This is a genomic window from Paenibacillus sp. RRE4, assembly GCF_031844205.1.
Classification (GTDB): Bacteria; Bacillota; Bacilli; order Paenibacillales; family Paenibacillaceae; genus Paenibacillus; species Paenibacillus xylanexedens_B.
Genome location: NZ_JAUZUT010000009.1, coordinates 41,099 through 63,543 on the forward strand (window position 1 = coordinate 41,099; position 22,445 = coordinate 63,543).

Annotated in this window: 19 protein-coding genes and 1 riboswitch; of the genes, 4 read left to right on the forward strand and 15 right to left on the reverse strand. The window is 47.2% G+C overall.

What is annotated here, in order from left to right; genetic code table 11:
- Nucleotides 1-55: 55 nt before the first annotated feature.
- Nucleotides 56-195: riboswitch (SAM riboswitch) on the reverse strand.
- Between the two features lie 171 nt (nucleotides 196-366).
- The 3 genes from Q9R46_RS24495 to Q9R46_RS24505 form a co-directional block, all read right to left on the reverse strand.
- Nucleotides 367-1,086, reverse strand: a complete 720-nt coding sequence (locus tag Q9R46_RS24495; RefSeq protein WP_145336317.1) for a Cthe_2314 family HEPN domain-containing protein — start codon at nucleotides 1,084-1,086, stop codon at nucleotides 367-369.
- Between the two features lie 254 nt (nucleotides 1,087-1,340).
- Nucleotides 1,341-2,279 carry a COX15/CtaA family protein gene (locus Q9R46_RS24500; RefSeq protein ID WP_145336315.1) on the reverse strand — a complete coding sequence of 313 codons (939 nt, stop codon included), beginning with the start codon at nucleotides 2,277-2,279 and terminating at the stop codon, nucleotides 1,341-1,343.
- Between the two features lie 810 nt (nucleotides 2,280-3,089).
- Complete coding sequence (locus Q9R46_RS24505) at nucleotides 3,090-3,434, reverse strand: thioredoxin family protein (protein ID WP_090919572.1); 345 nt, start codon at nucleotides 3,432-3,434, stop codon at nucleotides 3,090-3,092.
- A gap of 141 nt (nucleotides 3,435-3,575) precedes the next feature.
- Between Q9R46_RS24505 and Q9R46_RS24510 the strand changes: the two genes are divergently transcribed.
- Nucleotides 3,576-4,865: a DUF2515 family protein gene (locus Q9R46_RS24510; RefSeq protein ID WP_311282129.1), complete on the forward strand. Its 1,290-nt coding sequence runs from the start codon at nucleotides 3,576-3,578 to the stop codon at nucleotides 4,863-4,865.
- A 261-nt stretch (nucleotides 4,866-5,126) separates the two neighbouring features.
- On the opposite strand, the gene Q9R46_RS24515 is transcribed toward Q9R46_RS24510, so the two are convergent.
- The 11 genes from Q9R46_RS24515 to Q9R46_RS24565 all read right to left on the reverse strand — a co-directional run bounded on the left by Q9R46_RS24515 (nucleotide 5,127) and on the right by Q9R46_RS24565 (nucleotide 18,272).
- A complete protein-coding gene (locus Q9R46_RS24515; protein WP_311282130.1) occupies nucleotides 5,127-6,755 on the reverse strand; it encodes a putative polysaccharide biosynthesis protein in 1,629 nt (542 codons plus the stop codon).
- Between the two features lie 63 nt (nucleotides 6,756-6,818).
- A complete protein-coding gene (locus Q9R46_RS24520) occupies nucleotides 6,819-7,259 on the reverse strand; it encodes a DUF456 domain-containing protein (protein WP_145336354.1) in 441 nt (146 codons plus the stop codon).
- Between the two features lie 54 nt (nucleotides 7,260-7,313).
- On the reverse strand, nucleotides 7,314-8,063 hold the full coding sequence (locus Q9R46_RS24525) for a Cof-type HAD-IIB family hydrolase (RefSeq protein ID WP_311282131.1): 750 nt from the start codon (nucleotides 8,061-8,063) through the stop codon (nucleotides 7,314-7,316).
- Nucleotides 8,064-8,300: 237 nt separating this feature from the next.
- Nucleotides 8,301-9,173, reverse strand: coding sequence for a metal ABC transporter permease (locus Q9R46_RS24530; RefSeq protein ID WP_311282132.1), 873 nt, complete (start codon nucleotides 9,171-9,173; stop codon nucleotides 8,301-8,303).
- Nucleotides 9,174-10,133, reverse strand: coding sequence for a metal ABC transporter permease (locus tag Q9R46_RS24535; RefSeq protein ID WP_145336352.1), 960 nt, complete (start codon nucleotides 10,131-10,133; stop codon nucleotides 9,174-9,176).
- Between the two features lie 2 nt (nucleotides 10,134-10,135).
- A complete protein-coding gene (locus tag Q9R46_RS24540; protein ID WP_397386417.1) occupies nucleotides 10,136-10,963 on the reverse strand; it encodes a metal ABC transporter ATP-binding protein in 828 nt (275 codons plus the stop codon).
- Nucleotides 10,964-10,991: 28 nt separating this feature from the next.
- On the reverse strand, nucleotides 10,992-11,936 hold the full coding sequence (locus Q9R46_RS24545) for a metal ABC transporter solute-binding protein, Zn/Mn family (protein ID WP_311282133.1): 945 nt from the start codon (nucleotides 11,934-11,936) through the stop codon (nucleotides 10,992-10,994).
- 247 nt (nucleotides 11,937-12,183) lie between these two features.
- A complete protein-coding gene (locus Q9R46_RS24550) occupies nucleotides 12,184-14,160 on the reverse strand; it encodes a peptidoglycan D,D-transpeptidase FtsI family protein (protein ID WP_311282134.1) in 1,977 nt (658 codons plus the stop codon).
- A 348-nt stretch (nucleotides 14,161-14,508) separates the two neighbouring features.
- Nucleotides 14,509-16,539 carry a peptidoglycan D,D-transpeptidase FtsI family protein gene (locus Q9R46_RS24555; protein WP_311282135.1) on the reverse strand — a complete coding sequence of 677 codons (2,031 nt, stop codon included), beginning with the start codon at nucleotides 16,537-16,539 and terminating at the stop codon, nucleotides 14,509-14,511.
- A gap of 109 nt (nucleotides 16,540-16,648) precedes the next feature.
- Nucleotides 16,649-17,794: a transglutaminase family protein gene (locus Q9R46_RS24560; protein ID WP_145336300.1), complete on the reverse strand. Its 1,146-nt coding sequence runs from the start codon at nucleotides 17,792-17,794 to the stop codon at nucleotides 16,649-16,651.
- A 22-nt stretch (nucleotides 17,795-17,816) separates the two neighbouring features.
- The gene (locus Q9R46_RS24565; RefSeq protein WP_145415156.1) at nucleotides 17,817-18,272 is read right to left on the reverse strand and encodes an ATPase; all 456 of its coding nucleotides are present in this window, start codon (nucleotides 18,270-18,272) and stop codon (nucleotides 17,817-17,819) included.
- A 214-nt stretch (nucleotides 18,273-18,486) separates the two neighbouring features.
- Here Q9R46_RS24565 and Q9R46_RS24570 point away from each other — a divergent pair, with 214 nt between their 5' ends.
- Nucleotides 18,487-19,704 (forward strand): MFS transporter, encoded by a 1,218-nt coding sequence (locus Q9R46_RS24570; RefSeq protein WP_154891080.1) that lies wholly within the window; start codon nucleotides 18,487-18,489, stop codon nucleotides 19,702-19,704.
- A gap of 170 nt (nucleotides 19,705-19,874) precedes the next feature.
- On the forward strand, nucleotides 19,875-20,222 hold the full coding sequence (locus tag Q9R46_RS24575; protein ID WP_090919605.1) for a toprim domain-containing protein: 348 nt from the start codon (nucleotides 19,875-19,877) through the stop codon (nucleotides 20,220-20,222).
- A gap of 86 nt (nucleotides 20,223-20,308) precedes the next feature.
- Here Q9R46_RS24575 and Q9R46_RS24580 read toward each other — a convergent pair whose 3' ends face one another.
- Nucleotides 20,309-20,926 (reverse strand): SCO family protein, encoded by a 618-nt coding sequence (locus tag Q9R46_RS24580; protein ID WP_154891081.1) that lies wholly within the window; start codon nucleotides 20,924-20,926, stop codon nucleotides 20,309-20,311.
- A 466-nt stretch (nucleotides 20,927-21,392) separates the two neighbouring features.
- Here Q9R46_RS24580 and Q9R46_RS24585 point away from each other — a divergent pair, with 466 nt between their 5' ends.
- Nucleotides 21,393-22,373, forward strand: coding sequence for a metal-dependent hydrolase (locus Q9R46_RS24585; protein WP_311282136.1), 981 nt, complete (start codon nucleotides 21,393-21,395; stop codon nucleotides 22,371-22,373).
- The last annotated feature ends 72 nt before the right edge of the window (nucleotides 22,374-22,445 follow it).

Here is a 22,445-nt window from a genome sequence, read left to right on the forward strand (position 1 = left end):
ACGCAAAAAAAGAGCCCTTTGCAGATACAAAGATGGCTCTTCACGTGAAATGACCTTCTCATCTGCCAAAATCATGTGCAACATGATTCTGTAGGAATTAGCACCTAACATCAACAATGAGAACCATTCATGCCATCATCGTTGATCGGTTGCCGGGCTTCATCGGGCCTGTCCCTCCGCCACTCTCGATAAGAGAAATATAAAGTTGTAGGATTATATAGATTCATGTAGTTCATCATGTATAATGACCGAACTGCATCAAATGCTGTATTAAAGACACGATTCCATGTAAGATTTGATCTGGAACTCAGTATAATCAAAGTATTCCGATTTGTCAAATGGTATTATTTAAAACCATTGCTACATCTAGTGTTTCAAAATCTGTTTACGCCAGATTCGATTAATGTATCGATAGGCCATATTCAGTGTTTCACAGACCATATCTACCCCTTGCTGCATCTCAAGAAGATGCTGATCCAGATCCTCCAGCTTCACTTTGCCACGCAACGTCTGATGTAACTGCCACAAATCATCCTGCATTTCCGAATTCATGTAATGAATCTCCATGTTACGCCGCTTTCGCAATTTGCTCATCGGTTCTCGGTATGCTTCCTTGATTTTAATTAATTGCTGTGCCAATTCATGATGATCCCGATAATATTCGAATTGCCTCAGAACGGTATAATAGGAGAAATGTACTTTTGTTTTCGATGTATTCAGTTGGAAAACTTCATTCAAAACCGTACCTAATTTGTCCAGAATCGCGAAACATCGAATAAACGCATCTTTATAGAAATAAACGTACCGGGCGTATTCTGCTTTCTCAGCAGAACTCATATCGCCCGTCGAGCCTGCAACCACTTTTTTACGAAAATGTGCGGATGCAAAATAACTCTGCTCCAGTTCATCCAAAGAGGAGATTAGTCCCTGTGTCCACACATACAACTTCCGATAATCATGGTTTGGATCATGATCCACATACATTTGTTTTTCAAAAGACTCCAGTGTAAACGCCATGGTATCCATGGCTTCTTTCAGTTTCCCTTGATTCACTCGTGGCTTTTCTCCCAGTAACGTACGTAGCATAGAAGACCTCCTCTTTCCACTGATGATGCAAAATATATATGTTTTCACAGCTGTTGAACAGCTGAAGATGAATCAGACCCTATGTGAGTTCGGTTAATCAAGACAACTTGATTTAGGTTGCCCTGCTACCTCCGACATCAAACAAAAGTCCACCTCTCCAATGATCTACATCACCGGATGGTGGACTTTCCAACATGGCCCAGCGCAGCTACAGGACAATGCAATAAACTTACTTTTTACACAAAATTATTTATTTAGAAACGGTTCACCGGGCGGTACAGCTTGTATACGAGGAAGCTCATATAGGTCAAGACACCAAAAAGTATAGCGATATCCAACATATGTGCCAGCGCCACAAACATGTAAACTTCCGGGCGATTGATCGTCCACATCATAAACATTCCAATAACCACTTGCAAAAGAATCAGAACGACGGATAACACACCGAGAGTACGCAATTCACGGTTATCCGGGTGTTTACGATAAGCAAAGTGTCCCAAGACCGCAATCACGATCACAAGTGACACAGCTGCCAGACGATGGGCAAAAGCCACAGCTACCCCGCCAGAAAGTTCAGGCACAATCTGCCCGTTACAGAGCGGGAATCCGGAACAACCACCTGCAGAGTCGGTATGGCTTACAAATGCCCCTGTATACACGACCAGGTACGTATAGATCGTTGAAAACCAGACCAGATTGCGGAACCCCTTACTAACGCGCGGATACTGGTTCAGACGCTCCAAACCGCCATATCTGGCCTCCTGCCTGATCCCAAGAGCCATCATCAATGAGCTGGCAAAGGCAATAAGCGCAAACCCAAAGTGTAGCGCCATGACCGCTGACGATTGTGAAAAGACTACGGCAAAAGCGCCCATAATTCCCTGAATAATCACAAATAAAAGGGTTAGAAACGAGAACAATTGCAAATCACGACGCTGTTTGCCAAAGCGCAAGAAAGCAACAAAAGATGCGATAGACAATAGTCCTGCCAGTGCACTGACAGCACGGTGGGAGTATTCAATCAGAGAGGCAACCGTGTGAGCCGGTACAAGCTTTCCGTTACATAAAGGCCATTCTGTTCCACAGCCAAGGCCTGATTCCGTTTTAGTCACGATTCCGCCTCCGAAGGTAGCCAGGAACATGACGAGACAGGTTAATACGGTTAACCATTTAAACAATGTTAAGTGCTTCAATTTTTTCTCACCCGCTGTTGTTTTAAGATGGCGAAGAAGTTCTTCGCTTGATGATCATGCTGATTCATTATTGATGCTGGTATTCTATTGTTGCTTTGAACGTTGTTATTGCCTTACCTACTGCTTTGACTCCATAAGAAGGCTCATTACAGCATTGTTTTGTACTTTGACACTAATTTCACAACTAAATTCATTATACCGGATAAAAGCATCATTGACGCCGCGCTTTGTGACAAAATGTTAACGTCTGTTAAAAATTTGACCAGCAGGTCATTATATTTCGAAATTATGTATGTAAATCACGGCGGACTCGCGCCTAAAGCCCCTCATTTATCTTCCAGCTCCAGTTATGAGCTATGAGTTTTCAAATCATCAACTATCCCAACTTTGAATTCTAACGATCACCACGAAGCTTATTTTGCCAAAAAAGTTCCTCTTCAGAATGTAACGAACACCATGGAGCTTATTTCTAAGAAATAGTCTAATAAATAGTACAAATGCGCCTTTTAGCTCAAAATAACGTCACTGGTGATCGTTAGAATTTCTGAAAAGTTATTTTCGAGTGAATAACGTTCCTGGTGATCGTTAGAGCAGGAGTTACGATGCCGTGTCTGCAAAAAAATAAAAACAAGGCCGTCTTAAGCCCAGTGCAGCTCAACCGACAGCCTTGTGTTTGCATACTTAGTCCACATTCTTCCCTGTGTTGGGGTAATTCATTCCTGCTGCGCGACGTGAAATTAAAGTTATAAAATTACTCAGACATTACATCATTTCGCATATCCATCTCTTCGCAACATAGCCACCTAGGCCTTACTTGTGAATGGTATTGTAGACCTCAACCGCACGATCCAAAAACTGCTCAATCTCTTCTCTCGACTTACGCAGCTTGTTCACATAGCGCACCAGTTCACGTCCATCTGTGTAGGCTACAAAACTTGGAATACCCAAAATATTCTGCTCCTGACTTACTGTGCCCACCTGATCAACATCCACTTCAATCAGGGTCAAGTCACGTGAATACTTCGTTTCCACCTCAGGCATAAACGGATCGATGTATTTGCAATCCCCGCACCAGTCTGCCTTAAATACGGCCACTGTCAAACGTGGAGATTGAATCGCCACATCAAATTCCGGCTTGGATGTAATCTGTTCCATGGTCACATCTCCCTTTCTGTACCTTGTCTCCTTCTAAGTGAAGCAAATTGGTGATTGGAAGTCAAATGTTCAGCGCATACTTAGAATAACCACAAGTCCTGGCATATCAAACACAGATATTCATGAAAGGATGTTCCATTCATGACTTCCACCAGAAATGACTCTTCGGAAAACCAGCATTCAGGTTCCATTGTACAGATCATCCGCTCCATTCCCGGAGCAGCCCTGGAAGTATGGCGCGGTAAACAGGCCGCATGGCATGCATCTGCACAGCTTAGACATCCTCTGCGTGACCTGAATTGGAACGCAGATACGGCTGCTGCTCTGCAAGCTGAGGTGGAGAAGCTAATCCCTGCAACAGGCAAGCCATCTCCTGCTCGCAACAATCAGGCACAACGTGCACTGGTGTGTGAGGAGGACTGCATTATTCTCGAAGAAATCAAAACCTTAACACAGCAGCAGAATCGCAGTAATGTGAGTCGCACCGCCGCTTATCTGGAATGCTACGAGCAGTATCCCGAGCTGCATTGGGCGCTACTGGCGCATATGGTATCCCGCAACGGCGGATATCATATGACCGACCTGCACAGTGACCTGATGCATAATCTGCAAAATCAGAAGGATCGTGAGCATATGTATCGCTTGCTGGAGCGGTGCAATGCCCTTATTTTTCAGGATGCCTATCCTCAGTTGCAGCTGTATATCCACAGTCGCCGGCTTGGACGAAGCTGCTTCCATCTGTTGTCTCATTTTCACGTATCGTCGTTTATGACCCCGTTCTGGGAGCGATTTTGGCTCGAACGTTGCAGTTCCATACTCAGTGTGGCCTTAATTATTAATGAGCAGAACTATATTGAGAGTCGTGTGGTGCAACATCCTTATTTTCAAAAAGAAGTGCTCTCCAAACCTGCTTTTCATCTGCACAATCTGGCCGGGCTGAACCACATTGTTTTCCCTCTTGCACAAGGAGGCGGGCTCGTCGGGCGGGTCATTGAGCATTTTGGCAAATTAAATGAACGTATCCAGTTCGGCAAAGGGCTGTATGCCCTGTTATTCGGCGTAGAGCAAGTGCTTCAGCAAGTACTGGACTTCGCACGAACCGTGCCTCATGGTGGCTCACGAGCCGAATATTGGCCAGATCTGTTTACCAGGCAACATGAAGGACCAGGAGACCACGCCCTGTACACGGATGCTCTACTCAATGAGGAATGGCTACCGGAAGGTCAGCGTCTATATTCTCCTGAGTTGCTCACCGTCTGGGGGGACACACCGTATGAGCCAATTACAAGACATGACTGGCTGGAAACGCGAGATTGCCTCGGATACCTGACTGCGCCACGCCGGCCTTGGCTGTTTGAGATGAGTCATGAGCATCGGTATGGCATGTTAAAAACAGCACTCGCTCATGATGTACAGGCGATAACTCACTAATCTGGAAGTAACATTGCGAAGCAAACAATGCACCCTTAAAAATAATTTCCGCCATAACGGAAAACTGCCCTTGGCAATAAAAAATAAAGCGCCGTCCGCTACAAGAGCAGACTGCGCTTTATTCAGGAGGGATAGATCCCCCATACCAACCAGACTGAAATGCATTCATTCGGAACGTTACGCGTTACGCTGGCAAGACGGGAGAATGTCCATTAACCTGGCAACACACGTAGAATATTCACGTTGTGAATGGCTTTTATGTTATCCCTGTTGTCCGGCGCCGCGTTGCAGACGCATAAGCGGACGGAGAATTTTTTGCAAGATCCGCGGGTAACTGCTTAGCTCGTCATTACGCAAGACACGAAGAACAACCATCAGCACCAGATATACCACAACGACCAGCACACCCACGACCATACAGGTTAACAGGAAGGATACCCGTGCAGGCAAGAACGCACCAAAGATCTGGTTTCCGCTCCAATTGGCCGCAAAACCCACAGCTGCCGCGAGAAGCACCGTGATGATAAATCCAATCCAGCGATCCCCCATAATCGAGAAATCCACAATTTTACGCAATACACGCAGATTCAGGTACGTAATGACCAAGAAACATAACGCAGTTGCGATAATAATCCCGTAAATACCGAAGATCGGCGCCAGGATAAGACTCGCAATCAGCTTCACGATAATTCCTGCCGCTACGCTAATCATCGTGATTCGTGGTTTCCCAACCCCGAGCAGCATGGAGTTCGTCGTCATCATCGTAATCTGGAAGATGGTGCCGAACGTCAGCAACGCAATAATCGGTGTACCGTCCGGCGTTGTGAACAGCAATCCGTTTACCGAATAAGCCGCCGCACACAGGGTAATCACAATCGGCATTCCCGTCAGAATGGAAATACGTAGCGCCAGCGTCACCTGATTTTTCAGATGCAGCTCATCTTTGCGGGCAAAAGCCGCGGAAATGACAGGCACAAGGGACTGACTGAGCGCTATGGCCAGAATTGGCGGGATACCGGCTATACTTTGGGCTTTGGCGCCAAGAATCGCAAGTACGCCTGTGGCTTCTTCCAGGCCGATCCGCCCACTAAGCAGGGGAACGACGAGGGAAGAGTCGATAAAGTTGATTGCCGGAACAGCAAGTGAAGATAAAACAATCGGAATCGACAGTTTGAAAATATCAGTGTAGATTCCGCGCATCGGCAATTGCTCTGCACGCTCATAATGTAGTTGTGCCGCACGATCACTTTTGCGCAGCTTTAATGTGAAGTACAGCATCACCGCAAATGCACCGATACTACCGAACACACCACCGAAGGATGCCCCGGCTGCAATCGTCTGATCATCGTAATTCCATTGTAACATCACATAGGCCACAATAATCGCTACACCTACGCGCGCAAACTGCTCCACGATCTGCGAGATACCACCTGCGGTCATATTGCCGCGTCCCTGGAAATAACCGCGCATCATCGCGATCGCCGGGAAGAGTAGCAGGGCCGGAGCAAGCGCCCGGATGGCACTCACGGATTCAGGTACTTTGGAAATATGGGTGGCATAAAATGGTGCCGCGAACCATAACAGAACAGACATGACCACACCGGCCACGGCCGCAAAGATCAAGGCTGCACGGTATATCTGCTGCGCTTCACCCGCGCGTCCGAGCGCGTAGCGTTCCGAGACCATTTTACTCAGCGTACTCGGTATGCCCGCCGTTGCGACAGTTAACAGCATTAAATACACCGTATTGGAGATCGTAAACGATGCGTTACCAATATCCCCCAGGATATGCTCCAGCGGCACACGCTGCACCAGACCGAGTACCCTTGCAATCAATGCGGCAGCCGCCAATATGAGCGTACCTTTAATAAATGTTTCCTTCTTAGACAAAACGAATTCCCCTTCTTTCCCCCACACCGGACCTCTCCGGCCCTAAGCTAGCTACCTGATATTCTAGGCGAATCGAACCACCCAAATAATGAATAGAACAATCATCACGAGTTGCAAAATAATTTTCATCACCGTGCTGGTAAACAGCCCGACGACGGAGCCAAACCCAACTTTCGATGCTTTGGAAGGCGAGGAACCGCCGATCAGCTCTCCGATAAACGCACCGATGAATGGCCCCAGGACAAGTCCAAAGGCCGGAATCACGAACGGGCCAATAATTACTCCAATGGTACTCAGCGTTGTAGACAGCTTGGAGCCGCCGAACTTTTTCACTCCCCAAGCACTCACCACATAATCCGCCACAAACAGTACTACCACGATCAGAATCTGAATAATCCAGAACCAGACCCCAAACGGATCAAAGCTGAAGAACCAGCCGTAGACCAGAAATGCGAAGAAAATCGCGATTGCACCCGGCAGAATCGGGTACACCGTACCTGCCATACCTACTGCAAACAGCAGTACAATTAAAATCCAGCCAACGGTTGCGAGCAAAGGTTACTCCCCCTTCAGAATATGTTCACGAATCAGATGTGCGATGCCATCCTCATTGTTGCTTCCGATAATTAAATCTGCCGCTTGTTTCACTTGCTCCTGTGCATTGCCCATCGCAACACCCAGACCGACCGCTTCAATGACAGCCAGATCGTTCAGACTGTCGCCAACAGCGACCACCTCGGACATGTCGATGCCCAGCAATTGGCATACTTCAGCTACACCGGTAGCTTTCGATACGTTCTCCGGGTTTACCTCAATGTTTACAGGAGAGGAGTTGGTCATTTGCAGACCGCCCATGTCCTGCAGTTCCATCATAATCTGATGACGAATCTCATCATCCTCGGTGGTAAATCCAAATTTCAGCCATTCTAATCCTTCGATGTTATCCGTCCAGCGATCACGGTTATACAGCTCTTCCACGGAGTATGCCCAGTACCAACTGTTATATTTCTCCCCGATCTCGTGCATCTTGCGAATTAACGCCGGGTCCATCAGATGGCGCAGGTGAAGCTCATGTGGAGCTTTCCAGACCTCGCTACCGTTGACCGTAACCATTGGTGTTTCCAGCCCAAGCTGCACCGCATATGGCATGGCGTGGTATACGGCTCTTCCTGTGGACAAGCACACATGCACCCCGCGACGAATGGCAATCTGAATCCATTTGGCCGTCTCCTGTGTAATTTCATGATTATCATTCAGCAACGTGCCGTCCATATCCAGGGCCAGCAGTTTATATTTCAGTTCGCTCATGTTGTGAATCCTCCTCCAGTATGTCTCTCTCCTCTAAAACAACAAGATCGCCCGGTATCCGCGAAATGGCGGACGCCCCGGACGTCACAGCTAACGACATTTTACCACAGATCACGCGTATGCAACAAAGTAACCTGTATTTGAATCTTTGAAGCTGCATAGCCCATTTTCCGAAAAAACTGGAATATCAAAAACCGCCTGCTATGCAGACGGTCATCGTCATTTATGAAATCATGTTCAACGTGCGGCATATTTACGGCGAACATAACGAAGTACAATGCCATGCTTCGGTGACAGAAGTAACGCAAGTACAAACAGAATGCCAGCCACAGCCACCATGCATCCTGCAATGGAAGCATCCATCGCGTACGCCATCAGGTAACCGCCAACAGAGGAAGCTGCACCGATCAGTACCGCATACAGAATCATTTTACCAAGCTGATCCGTGAGCAGATAAGCCGCAGCCGCAGGTACAATCAGCATACCTACCACAAGAATGGAGCCTACACTTTCAAAAGAGGCAACGGACGTCATGGATACGAGTCCCATGAGCGCATAATGAAATAAAACCACCGGAATGCCGCAAGCCGCTGCCAAAGCCGGGTCAAAAGCGCATAATTTGAACTGCTTGTAGAACAGTCCTACAACAACGAGAATAACAAGTAACGTAATACCCAGCATCCAGACGGCTCTAGGTCCTACATCCATTCCCCACAGCGTTAACGTATCCCATTGCACATAGGCAATTTCGCCGAACAATACACAATCCAGATCCAGATCGATATGCTGGGCATTCAGACTGATCAGGATCACCCCCGCAGCAAAGAGTGCCGTAAATACAATACCGATGGATGCATCCGAAGACAGTCCTCCCGCTTGGAGAGTCTGAATGAAAAATACCGTCAACAACCCGAACACGGTTGCACCCAGCAACATCCACAGGGAGTCTCTGGAGCCGCTCCACAGAAACGCAATCGCAATCCCCGGAAGCACGGCGTGACTGATTGCATCTCCGACCAGAGCCATACGTCGCAGAATCAGGAAGCAACCGAGAATGGCGCAAGCGGAGGAGACGAGTATTGCGGTTAGAATAATCCAAAATGTAGCCATCTACATCTCCCCCTGCTTCTGTGTTTGAGGCTGTGCAACATGTACCTGCAGCGCGGCCTGCTCTTCACGCATATAAGTCGATTTCGCCTGGATGCTCCGTAACTTGCGGGCAAGCAACCCTCGCCTTGGTGCGAACAGCGCAGATCCAACAAACAGCACCGTAGCCGCAAGCACAGTTACCGGTCCGGTAGGCAGATTAGGGACAAGCGTGCTGAAGAGTGTTCCTACGGCACCGCTTAATGCGCCGAACAATCCAGCCAGCAACACCATCAGTGCAAGCGAATTGGTCCAGCACCTCGCCGCTGCTGCTGGAGTCACCAGCAGTGCCGCTACAAGCACTACACCTACCGCCTGGATTCCGGCGACAACAGCTATAACCGTCAGTAGCAGAATGAATTGCTCCAGTACTCCGACCGGCAATCCCATACCTCTTGCAAAACCCGGATCAAAGCTCACGAGCTTGAATTCCTTAAACCAGACAAGGCAAGCGATGAGTAATACAAGACTTACCCCACCCATCACATAGACATCCGTAAGCACCATCGATGCCGCTTGCCCGAACAGGTACTTGTCAAGCCCGCTTTGGCTTCCACTTGCACTGTGCTGAATACGTGTCAGCATCACGACACCAATACCGAAAAATACCGTCAGTACGATGCCCATTGCCGCATCCTGCTTAATCCGTGAAAACCGGGTTATCCATGAAATACCGAAAGTGGCTACTATTCCTGCAATGAGTGCGCCAAACAGAAACAATCCAATCGACTTCGTTTCCGTCAACATAAACGCAATACAGATTCCAGGCAATGCAGCGTGTGCCAATGTATCGCCCATCAGACTTTGACGACGAAGAAAGGTAAATGAGCCGATAATGCCACTGCTGAATCCGAGGAGCAGACAACCGAGCAAAATCCAGCGTGTGTTCGGGTCTGACAATATAGAAACAACCCAATTCCACATCACTACACCTGGCCTTTCTCCGCTCGGCTGCCGATCATCGCAATGCGACCTCCGTAGGTTTCCTGTAATAAATCCGGTACAAATACTTCTCTTGTTGGCCCGGCGGCAACCAAACGTCCGTTGAGCAACAATACATGATCGAAGTACTCTTCTACCGTTGCCAGGTCATGGTGAACAACTAGAACGGTCTTGCCCTGCTTTTTTAATTGCTCTAGCAGGGAGATGATCGCTTTCTCTGTCGTTGCGTCCACTCCTGCAAAAGGTTCATCCATGAAATACAAGTCTGCATCCTGTACCAGTGCTCTGGCCAGAAATACGCGCTGTTGCTGTCCGCCGGACAACTGGCTGATCTGCCGATACATGTAATCCCCCATACCGACTTGCTCCAGACAATGAGCCGCAAGATCTTTTTCCTTTTTTCCCGGGCGGCGGAACCAGCCCAGATGTCCGTATCGTCCCATCATGACCACATCCAGCGCATGTGTCGGAAAGTCCCAATCTACGGACTCTCGCTGTGGCACATAACCGATACGCCGCCTTGTTTCACGATAAGATCGTCCAAAGATCTCAATGTCACCGTGCATTTTCGGAACAAGCCCCAGAACCGCTTTGATTAACGTTGACTTGCCTGCACCGTTCGGTCCAAGAATGCCGATGAGCTGCCCTTCAGGTACATCGAAAGAAACATTGCTGAGCACCGGCTTCTTGTGATAAGCCACGGCCAGGTTTCTTACACGAAGAGGCGAAGAGACCGTTGCCTTTTCCTGTCCGAGTTGATCGTTCTCTATAGTTTCTAACGCTTGTTTTGTTGTATTGGTATTTTTCATCATCGTAGCTCTCCTCTCTTCAGATGATCTATTATTTTAAAGCCGCCGCGATCGTTTCGACATTGTGCCGCACCATTCCAATGTAGGTGCCTTCAGCCGTTCCTTCGGCTCCCATCGCATCAGAGAAAAGTTCACCGCCAATACTCACCGTATGTCCCTTCTCAGCCGCTCCGGCTATGATGGCCTCCATCGCTTTCGCAGGTACACTCGATTCGATAAATACGGCTTTGATTTGATTTTCCACAAGGAAATCTCTTAGTTCACTTACATCTTTGGCGCCATATTCTGCGGCCGTGCTGATACCTTGGAGACCCATCACTTTAATGCCATAGGCTTGGCCAAAGTAACCAAATGCATCATGTGCTGTGACCAGCACTCGGCTTTCCTCAGGGATCTGCCCGATTTTCTCCCGGACTTCCGCATCCAGCGCTTCCAGCTTCTCCAGATATGCTGTTGCCTGCGTCTTATACTGTTCCGCATGATCCGGATCTGCTTCCACCAGCGTGTCACGAACGGCTTCGGTTGCACGCATCCAGTGCTTGACGTTAAACCATACATGCGGATCATACTCCGTTCCACCTGTTGCTTGACCGGAATGCAGTTCCTCTACCGGGATTTTTTCGGCAACTGCGGTAACAAGTTTGCTTTTGGACATTTTCTCCAGAATACTGGTCATTTTTCCTTCCAGATGCAAGCCGTTATAGAAGATAACCTTGGCTTGCTCCAGTTTGCGAATATCGCCTTGGGATGCCTTATACAGATGTGGGTCTACTCCCGGTCCCATTAATCCGGTAACCTCAACATATGCCCCGCCCACCTCTCGTGCTACGTCCGCAATCATGCCTGTGGTTGCCGTAACCTGCACTTTGCCGTTAGCGTCTGTTCCCGGAGTACCAGAGCAAGCGGTAAGCACAATAATAAGTACAACACAAGCCATCGTCATGACTCCACGTCGAATACTCCTCATCTTCACCATTAACAAACCAACCTTCCCCTTTCCCTGTCCTAAAATATTTGTCCATAACTAATTAAGTTGTACAAGGTACCAACTTTTAAACTCGTCTAATAATGTTTCCCTTGTGCAAATTTTATCCGATGGAAAAACAAAAGGCAAGGGATATTTTCCCTTGCCTGTCCTATTTCTTATGAAGTTCAATATAAAGCCGTTTATCCAACATTTTTACGAGCATGCCGTTATTCTCTGAATTTTATGCCCTTAATCATCAATCTTGTTCTTTATTCTGGTCCTTCTTCCCCTTGGGGATGCCATCCAGGCCATACACTTCATCGTATGCATCAAAAATTTTGCGTGCGATCGGGGAAGCACTGACCGATCCAAAACCGCCTTCCGGCACGATAACCGCTACAGCCAGCTTCGGTTTGTCTCTTGGCGCAAAGGCAATAAATACACCGTTCTCCTTTTTATTCGGTCCGGTTCCTTGCTCGGATGTTCCTGTCTTTCTGGCAAAATCATAAGGGAACCCGTCGAAGGAGCTTACTTTGGTGACCATTCCTTTATGCACTTCGTTCCAGTGTGCATCCGCAAACTGCACCTCATTAAGAACCTTTGGCTCAAACTTCTTCACCACATTGCCATCCGCATCACGGATTTCCTTCACCAGGTGTGGCTCCATTCGTTTGCCCTTATTCGCAAGCATAGTGGTGTATTGTGCCAGCTGCATCGTCGTATATTTGGCTTGCTGACCGAATGACGCAAACGCAAGACGTGTCAGTGCAGACTCATCATTGTCTGCTTTATACTCCAACTGACCAAGAAATTCTTTGGGCAAATCAATCCCTGTCGAGACACCCAAACCAAAATCCTTCATGTATTCGTCCCACTTATCAATGGCCTTGTCTCCACCATATTTACTCAGCAAACGTTTGCCCACCATATCAATCATGAATGCATTGGACGACTTTTCAATCGCTCTCCGTGCGGTTATATTACCGTTGTAGGCCGAATGTGAGTTCTTCACTTGTCTTCCATCCTTGCCTAATACAGCGTAACCTTTATCATGATAAGTACTCCCCGCAGTGAACAGCCCTTCTTTCAGGCCGATGAGCACACTCAGCGGTTTAATGACCGACCCAAGCAGAACAACGGACTCTGCCCGTTTTCTAGAATCATCAGGAGGAAAAGATTCTGTCGTCCCGTTTCGGAAAACATACTTGATTTTGTCATAATCCCAGTCATTCGGATCATAGTCCGGCATACTCGCCATGGCTACCACATTACCTGTGTCCACTTCCATAGCTACGGCGTAGCCCGTAATAGCCTTCGGCAGCTTTCGTAATTCATCCGTAATAGCCTTTTGCGCCGCAAGCTGAACCTCCTTGTTGATCGTAGAGATCAAACTGTATCCTTTCTCCGGAGGAGTCAATTCCATCGTGCCTGTAGGCAAATTCCTAGAGTCAATATCAATGGATTGATATCCGCTTCGTCCGCGAAGTTCCTGCTGATATTGCAGCTCCAACCCATCGAATCCAACCCTCTCATCCTGAGAGTAGACCAGTCCAGGATCACGCTGAGACCCAGATTGCTCTATGATCGATTTGTACTGCTTGAGTGTTGTAGGGACTCGCTTGAATTCCCGTGTATAACCAATAACCTGGACAGCAACACGATCAGGGTCATATCTCCGTACATTCTCTTCCAGCACCATAACGCCGGGATACTCCGTTTTTTTCTCCAGAAAAAAAGCAATTTCCTGAGTCGTCAGATCGGACTTGACCAGTCTCGGCACATAACCGAATGTCTTCTGATGATCCAGATCCAGCCGTTTAATAATCTCCTCTGCATCTGGTTGCTTCTCGTCTCCTGGGTTAAATCGTTTGAATATATCCGCAAGTTCACGAGCCAATCCTTCGGCTTCCTGCCTGCGATCATCATTACGATAATCTTCATACAACAGCACATACAGTGACTGTACTGGCTCCGAATAAGCAAGCGCCACTTTCCCGGTAGCATCATAGATCGGGCCGCGCACCGGGGCTAAAGGAATATCTTTTGTATTACGCGTAGATTCCATATACGTCAGTTCAGGCCCTTCGACAAACTGCACAAATGCCAGTCGGAAGATCAGAATGCTGAATATGACAAATGCCACGAAAAAAAACACATTCAGCCTCGCGCTGGAAGGTTTATTTACCGCTCTCTCATCTTCATTCGGCGGTTTATTTTTAAGTCGATTAAACATATGCTCCCCTCTCCGTTCTATGTACAAGTGTAAAAATTACGCTATCTATTCATACCAAAACTTCATAACAGACCCAAACAGACAACAGAGCCAAATGGAATGGCAAACACTCACCTCTTAAGTGTAGCAAATGCCGACTGTAACGTCTTTCTATTTTTGGTTACATTTCCGTAATACGAATCATTCATAAAATAATATAACAGTGCGTCCTACTCTAGATTTTGGCTAACGCCCTGCCCTATGTATATAACGTAAGAAGACTGTCTGGGTTCCATAAAAATAGAAACAAAAAAAGGCCCCGTTCTGGGGGCCTTTTAACCTATGGAGAATACGACCTCCATCACCGCATCACTGCGTACTCGTTTCTGTTTCTTTATCTTTATTTTTTTTCGGAACACCATCCAGGCCGAATTCCTGGTCGTAAGCATCGAAAATCGCACGTGCAACCGGAGCCGCACTGTTGGAACCGAAGCCCCCTTCAGGAATCATGACAGCAACAGCCAGTTTTGGATTGTTACGGGGTGCATAAGCGATAAATACCCCGTTATCCACCAGCTTCCCTCCGATATTTTGTGTCGACGTACCTGTTTTTCTGGCAAAATCATAAGGGAAGCCGCCAAAGGCAGAAACCTCGGTGGCCATACCACGCTGTACCTCATTCCAATATGCATCACTGAAGTCTGCTGTGCTGAGTACCTTCGGTTTCACCTTCTCCACCACATTGCCTTCGGAATCCCGGAACTCTTTAACAAGCTGTGGTTCCATGCGTTTTCCTTTGTTGGCAAGCATCACAGTATACTGCGCGAGCTGCATGGTTGTGTATTTTCCTTGTTGTCCAAAAGATGCATATGCTAGTTTGGTCAAGGAACTTTCCGTTTCATTTTCATATTCTTTACGCCCAGCCCATTCATTCGGCAAGTCCACTCCTGTTTTTACACCAAGACCAAACTGCTCCATGTACTTGTCCCAGACGCCAACGCCCTTAGCACCATATCGTGAGTACAGCTTCTTACCAATCTCGTCAATCATAAATACGTTAGAGGAATGACGAATGGCGTCACGAGGGTACATGGCACCGTAAACGTGGCCTGATGAGTTCTGTACGCGGCGGTTATCTCCACCAAATGTGGTCGAACCTCGGTCGATATACACCGAGTTCGTGGTAAAGAAACCTTCCTTCAAACCGATCAACACACTCAGTGGTTTAATCGTTGAGCCGAGCAACACGACAGATTCAGCCCTTTTTCTGGACTCACCAGGCAGGAATCCCCTAATTGTACCGTTCTGGTAAATATATTTGATTTTATCGTACTCTTCTGTGCTAATGCTGCCTGTTCTCCACACATTCGTATCATAATCAGGCATACTGGCAACCGCTACAACCTTCCCTGTATCCACTTCCATTGCTACAGCAAAGCCTGTTTTGGCATTGGGATGCAGTCTGCCGGATACCGGATTACGGTGCAGCCAGCTTAGCTGATCCATGATCGCTTGCTCAGTTTTCACCTGCACATTTTTGTTAATGCTGGAGATCAGATCATACCCTTTTTGTGGCGGGGTTGTACCCGCTACCCCTTCAGGCAAGTTACGCAGGTCAATGTCTACCGATGTATATCCACTTTTCCCCCGCAGCTTATCCTGATACTGTAACTCCAGTCCATCGAATCCGACAAACTCATTCTCCGTGTAGACCAGACCTGGATCGGTCTGCGTTTTGTTCGCTTCATCTACCTCTTGATACTTCTTCAATGATTTCGAGCTTTTGAATTTTTTCAAATAACCAATGGATTGAACGGCCACCGTATCCGGATCGTAGTAACGTACACTTTCCTCTACGATCTGAATGCCTTTGAATTCATCCTTATGCTGGAGGAAATAAGCAACCTCTCCTTCGGACAAATCACTCTTGATCAGACGTGGCATAAACCCGTTGGCCTTGCGAGAATTCAGATCCATTTCCTCCATGATCTGATCCACGGTCAAGGATTCGGAATTCGGGGTTTTATATTTCTCAAAGACATCATGCAGACGCGTAGCCATCTCTTGCACTTCACCAATTTTCGGATTCGGCTGTCCATCCACATCCCCGTAGTTTTTGTACAATGTAAGATACAGTGACTGAATCGGCTTGGAATACGCCAGTTTTACCGTACCCGTGGAGTCGTAGATGGTTCCTCTCACCGGCGCAAGCGGCACATCTTTCGTAATGTTACTTGCTTCTTCCTGACTGAGCTCAGGTCCTTCGACAAACTGTAAAAAGGCCAAACGTACAATAATTACACTAAAAATAACAAAGGAAGCGAAGAAAAATACGTTCATCCGGTAGCTGAAACGCCGTTTGTCCGCAAGTTCATCCTTCTCATTGGAATGCTTTTTCATTCATCCTACCTCTTTCATGACTTGATGCATACCGCAGAACCCTAACTTCCCGGCATGATAACCTGGCAACGTCGTCATATTCCGAACCTTATCCGTGTCCGGTGTACTATCAGGCTGACTGATCTTTCAGATGCGTGTCGGCAAAGTTAGGCGGGTTAAACCAATCTCCGCTGATGGCCCACGTTGGATCAAGCGGAACCCAGCGATGAGAATCACTCAAATAGACTTCATTCCATGCATGAGGGCCGTAGCCTCCCTGACCGTTATATCCCAGACCTGTAACAACCTTCACATCAAGCCCTTGGGAACGAGCCATCACCGCATATAAGCGGGCATAATCGATACATACCCCTTTGCGTGTATCAAAGGTATTCTGAGGGGTCTGTTCATGCCATATTCCCCTCTGCTCATAATCGTCCACTTTCCCGTAGTCGTATTGAACCCGGGTGCCAACCCAGTCATACAGAGCCCTGGCTTTTGCCTCATCCGTAGATTTTCCTTTGACAATCTCCTGCGCAGCTTGCTCAATATCGGCCGGAATATTGTGGTCAATCACTTCATACTTTCGTTGTAAAATGCCCCCGAGTTCCTTCTGCACAGCCTGCGTGAATACCGGAAGCTTGTCCTTGATAAACGTACCCGACAAAGGCTCAATCACCGATTTAGCACCCTGCATATAGATCGGGGATGCCTCCACATAACGGCTGAACATACTACCCGGATAGAGACTTACAATCATGAACAATACGGCAATCACCATGATCCCTCGGACCGAACCGATGACTGTTCCAATCACTGCGCCTGTCAGTCGGCTAATAATCCCTTTTGGTGCAGCTTGCTCATCTCCTGCATGTCTTCTGCGAAATATGAAGGAAGTTAAAAATCCAAGAATCATGCGAATCAAGCCGTAGCTTAGGACAAATAATACGGCAAATCTCATTAGCGGGAAATCTGCGATCGCTGTAACCAACGTATAATACAACTGCTCCCACCGGTTCAACTCACGATTAGGCATATCCGCGGCATGTACAGACAACCATTGCTGTACATAAGGCGCAAGCCATAACGTCAGACCGATGGATAACAAAATACCAATGACCGCCATAATACCGTCCATCAGGAAACCAAAGAGTCTCCCCGCAGAACGTGAAGCCCCTCTGGACCATCCCTGTAATAAGGATGCTGCTACGATTAGTACCAGCAAAATGGTAATCCCATTAAACTCCTTCAGGCTGTCCAGCCAAGTTTGCAACACGTCTTCATTCCTCCTTTAATAACTATGAAGCAGGTGCTGTTTTGTTGTTTTGTGCCTGTTCGACAAATGTACGGATCGTTTCGTTGCCCATCTTCCATTCTCCAAGCGAAATGCCGCGGAACGTCACATCGACTGTATCCGACTTCGTGCTACCCTTAATTTCAACATTAGGACTGGTAATCGTAAATTCACCATTTTGCCCCGCCGTATAAGTTGCCTTGGAAGCTTCCTTCAGCATGATGCTTGTTGCTTCTTTCTTGAGTGTGTCCATCGTGCTGGATTGCACGTCTGTGACGGTTTGTTTGATCTGTTCAATGGAGATGCCGCTGTATATCAGCAGAGCCGCAATAATGATGATGGCAATCGCCCATTTCAACATCGTTTTGACCACATTCAGAACAAAGAACAAAATGATCAGTGCAACGACGATCACCAGCCAGTTCTGCATCACAAACTCTTTGATTACTTCTATGTTCATGATTACACCTTCCGAATTAGAATTGATTCATGACTTCCCGAATATTATACATGATTTCCGAACCTGCTGTCAGCTAAGCCCTCTCCGGCAAAAATAAACGGTCTAAGTTCGTCCTGCGGGGCGTACAAGTAGTACCATGAGGATTCGTCCGACGAACGTGGACACGTTCAAGACCTGTGTACAAACAGGCATCGCCTAACAAGGAGGGGCTCTAGTGAAAACGGCCATCTGGCTATACCTGTTTTTGTTTCTAGCTGTGTTTGATCTGCATGCCCAGTATCCCATTCTGACGCCATTTGCGATATCGCTCGGTGCGGCTCCAACCTTTATCGGCTGGATGATGGGTATCTATTCCTTAACCCACCTGCCTGGCAATCTGATTGCTGGAACACAGATTGATAAACACGGGAGCCGTCGATATATTGTGTTCAGTCTGGTCGGTGCGGGGTTCATCCTACTTCTGCAGGCTCACATTCATACCCCTTGGCAACTGCTCGCGCTACGTTCTATCAGCGGCTTTGTATTAGCCTTTCTATCTCCGGCATGTCTGGCCCTGCTCGCTCAACTCTCCAATGACCCGGTGAAACAAGGAAAATACATGTCGGGTCACGGTGTCGTTCACACGCTGGCTTCGGTGGTGTCACCAGCCGCAGGTGCCGTGATCGTCGGTGCTATGGGGTTCTCTGCCACCTTCTCGAGTCTCGGCTATCTACTCATTCTGACAGGTGTCATTGCACTGCTCACCATGCCGCGTGGCCTCGTTCGCCAGCCGCAGCCATTGACCGAACCCGCAAAACCTGGCCTTGCGCCTTCCGGCTCGGCTAAAGCTAACTCTGATCATTCGCCAGCAGAAGCGCCAAAAGCATTCCTGCCCGTTTCCTGGCGTTATTTCATGCTACCCTTGGTTATTGCCTGCGCTCAAGGTATTCTCTTCTTTGAATTACCGCTGCGGGGAGGCGGGCATTCCTCCATGATGTCGACAGGTTTACTGTTTTCAATCATTAGCATCGGTGCGCTCTTTACACTCAGCATGCTGTTTCTTAACCGTTATTCGCCCAAACTGCGTTTAGTTGCTGGTGTGCTGCTGATGTCCTTGAGTTTTTTCGTGATGGCAGCCGTTCCGCAAATTTCGTTATCCATCGTGTTATTTGTGCTCGGGATGTCCAAAGGTATCATTTTCCCCGCGATGGCTACACTTTTTATTCACTTAAGCGGTGGTAGCAAGCTTGGGCGTATTTTCTCTCTGCAATCGATTGCCACCTCTATTGGTTCGTTTATTGGTCCGATTACGGCTGGACAGCTGAGGCTGGGGGTATCTCCTTATTTCATTGCTTTTATTTTGCTGATGATCGGCATCTTGCTACTCCCCTATTATACGTCAAGACATACTGCCCCGCTCTCATCTTCCGATGCGAAAAGCATCCTGGGGTGAAGTATCTAAGCTTGTCCTGACCAACTTATACGTTAGAGCCTTCTGCAGAACAATTTAAACTTTGCATCATTCCCCCATTTCCAGATACACTATAAGTACATTCAGTCGATTTTCGCTGTAACATTTCCCGGGGAATGTCGACATCAGCTCTCGAATCAGGGGTGAATAAGATGCCTATTCATGTCATTGTGGAAGGTAAGAATGATCGCAGTAAACTCAAACGTTTAGTGGGTCCAGAGATCAATATTTTGTGCACATTCGGAACGCTGAACTCCCTTAAACTGGAGACGCTACGCAAGCAAGTCGGATATGATGAAGTTTATTTATTCATGGACAATGACAGCTCAGGTAAAAAGATACGTGGTGTACTGCGCGATGCTTTTCCCGATGCGGTACAAATGTATACAAGACGTGGGTACGCAGGGGTTGAAGGCACACCTGATGAATACATCATCTCGCAATTAGAGAAGGCAGGACTGGAGGAATACATCCAGTATCCTGACGAACCTTCGTATTAAAAGGAATAACGACAAAAAGGCTGTTTCTGGTTATAGCAACCAGAGACAGCCTTTTCTAAAGACTTCGTGCTTAACATTTTACGGTGTTATTCTTTAATCAGCCTGCGAATGTCCTCTGCGATAGCTTCCGGCTGCACATCTTCTGTATTAAAAGCGTTATAAACCTTGCGAAGCTGGTTATTCTCATCCACCAGCCCAATCATGTTCATATGGGCAAAATCATCCTTATTCTCGCCTTCGATCAGAATCTGGAACGATTCTTTGGCGAACTGCTTGGTTTTATCCATATCCCCACGCAGGAAATACCAGCCAGAATAATCCGCGTGGAAACGGTCGGCAAAGGTTTTGATCTTCTCCCTCGTATCTACTTTTGGGTCGAAGGAAATCGATACAAAGGATGCCTTATCTCCGAATGTTCCATCTTCTTTCAACAAGTCCTGCACCTGAGACAGTGTAAATGTCGTAATCGGGCAAACATCAGGGCAACTGGTGAAATAAAAGTAGAACAATCGCACTTTGCCTTGCGTATCCGCCAGCGATACGTTACGACCATCCACATTTTCCATGGAAAACGATTGGATCTCCCGAATCTCGGGTAATTTCTCCTGGCTGGCAAATGCCGTATTCCACATTAAATACACCGCCATAATCAATGCAATACCGAGCAAAATCCATGTCCATTTGTATTTCTTAATAACCTGCATCCTCTTCTCTTCCCCCTATCAATGACTAGTGAATGCGCATACATATTTGTTCCATAAAAACCCTCTGTTAAGCTGCCCTGGCTTACTGATACAAAATGATTTCGGTTAACGTGATAAATTAAATCTACGTTATCATTTCAGCCAAGGGATACATATGTATAATACAGTGCCTTCATTACGGGACATATCTTGGCTTATGACAAGGTCGTTGTTCACAAAATATGTCTCATCGCGACATGTTTATTAAATCCACGCGACTTCCGATATAAATTTTATCACAAGAAACCACGGAATAGTTTGACAATGTTCGTACATTTGTTGGGAAAAGGACAGATTCTTCCCAGGGCTTAGCATGTTTTGCATCCATGCGGGTGGATAATATACACTAGAATTGGGTATCACCTAGATAGAGAAGGTTAATTTTGATGACGATACACTGACGTTACACCTTATAAAGGAGAGATTTATGGATACCTCTACACATTTTGTTATGGGCATTGGTTTGGCGGGTCTAGCCTATGTTGATCCTGTCGTTGCAACCGACCCCATGCTGGCAGCCGCCGTCATGGTAGGCACGATCGCCGGCTCCCAAGCCCCTGACATTGATACTGCACTGCGTTTTAAAAGTAATTCGCTCTATATTCGAAATCATCGGGGACTGTCCCACTCGTTGCCGTTTCTGTTGTTATGGGTACTGCTAATTACGGGTGTGATCGGATTGATTTTTTCAGGAGTTTCACTTGGTCATGTTGCCCTCTGGACTGCTGTAGCTGTAGGCGTACATGTCTTTACCGACTTGTTCAATACGTATGGAACACAGGCTGCCCGTCCTTTTACAGAACGCTGGATTGCCTGGAACATCATTCATATCTTTGACCCGTTCCTATTTACTACACATGTGATTGCGATTCTATTATGGGCTTTCGACCTTATTGCACCTGCCCCACTCTTTACTACGTTGTATATCCTGATTGGAATATATTATGTATGGCGTACCATCGCGCGGGCAATGGTAGTTCGAAAAGTGAGACGTATGGATAACAGTCCGGAACCAGCCAAATACATTGTGATTCCAACGATTTCCTGGAGCCGCTGGCATGTTGTCAAAACAAATAAGGATGGAAGTTATGAGCTTGGTAAGATCGATGGTTCTGAGCTGAGCTGGAGCCTGCATGCCACCTCTTCCACTCATGCAGCCGTTGTAGCCTCACGCAAGGCACCGGAGGTTAGTGCATTCCTCTATTTCACTTCTTATGCTGTAGCCGAGGTGGAGGAACTTCCTGCCGGATATAAAGTTCGCTGGGCTGATGTTAGGTATCGACACCGGAAACAGTATCCCTTTGTCGCCGTAGTGGTCATGGATCGTAACTTCAAAACAATTGATACTTACGTAGGCTGGCTAAGTGATGAAAAAATGGATAAAAAACTTTTATCTGCTCGCCCTTGACGCAGACCTTGGTTGCAGGGCACAATCGTTATAGGAACGATTGCGCGGGAAAAGCCCGGAGCGTTATCCGCT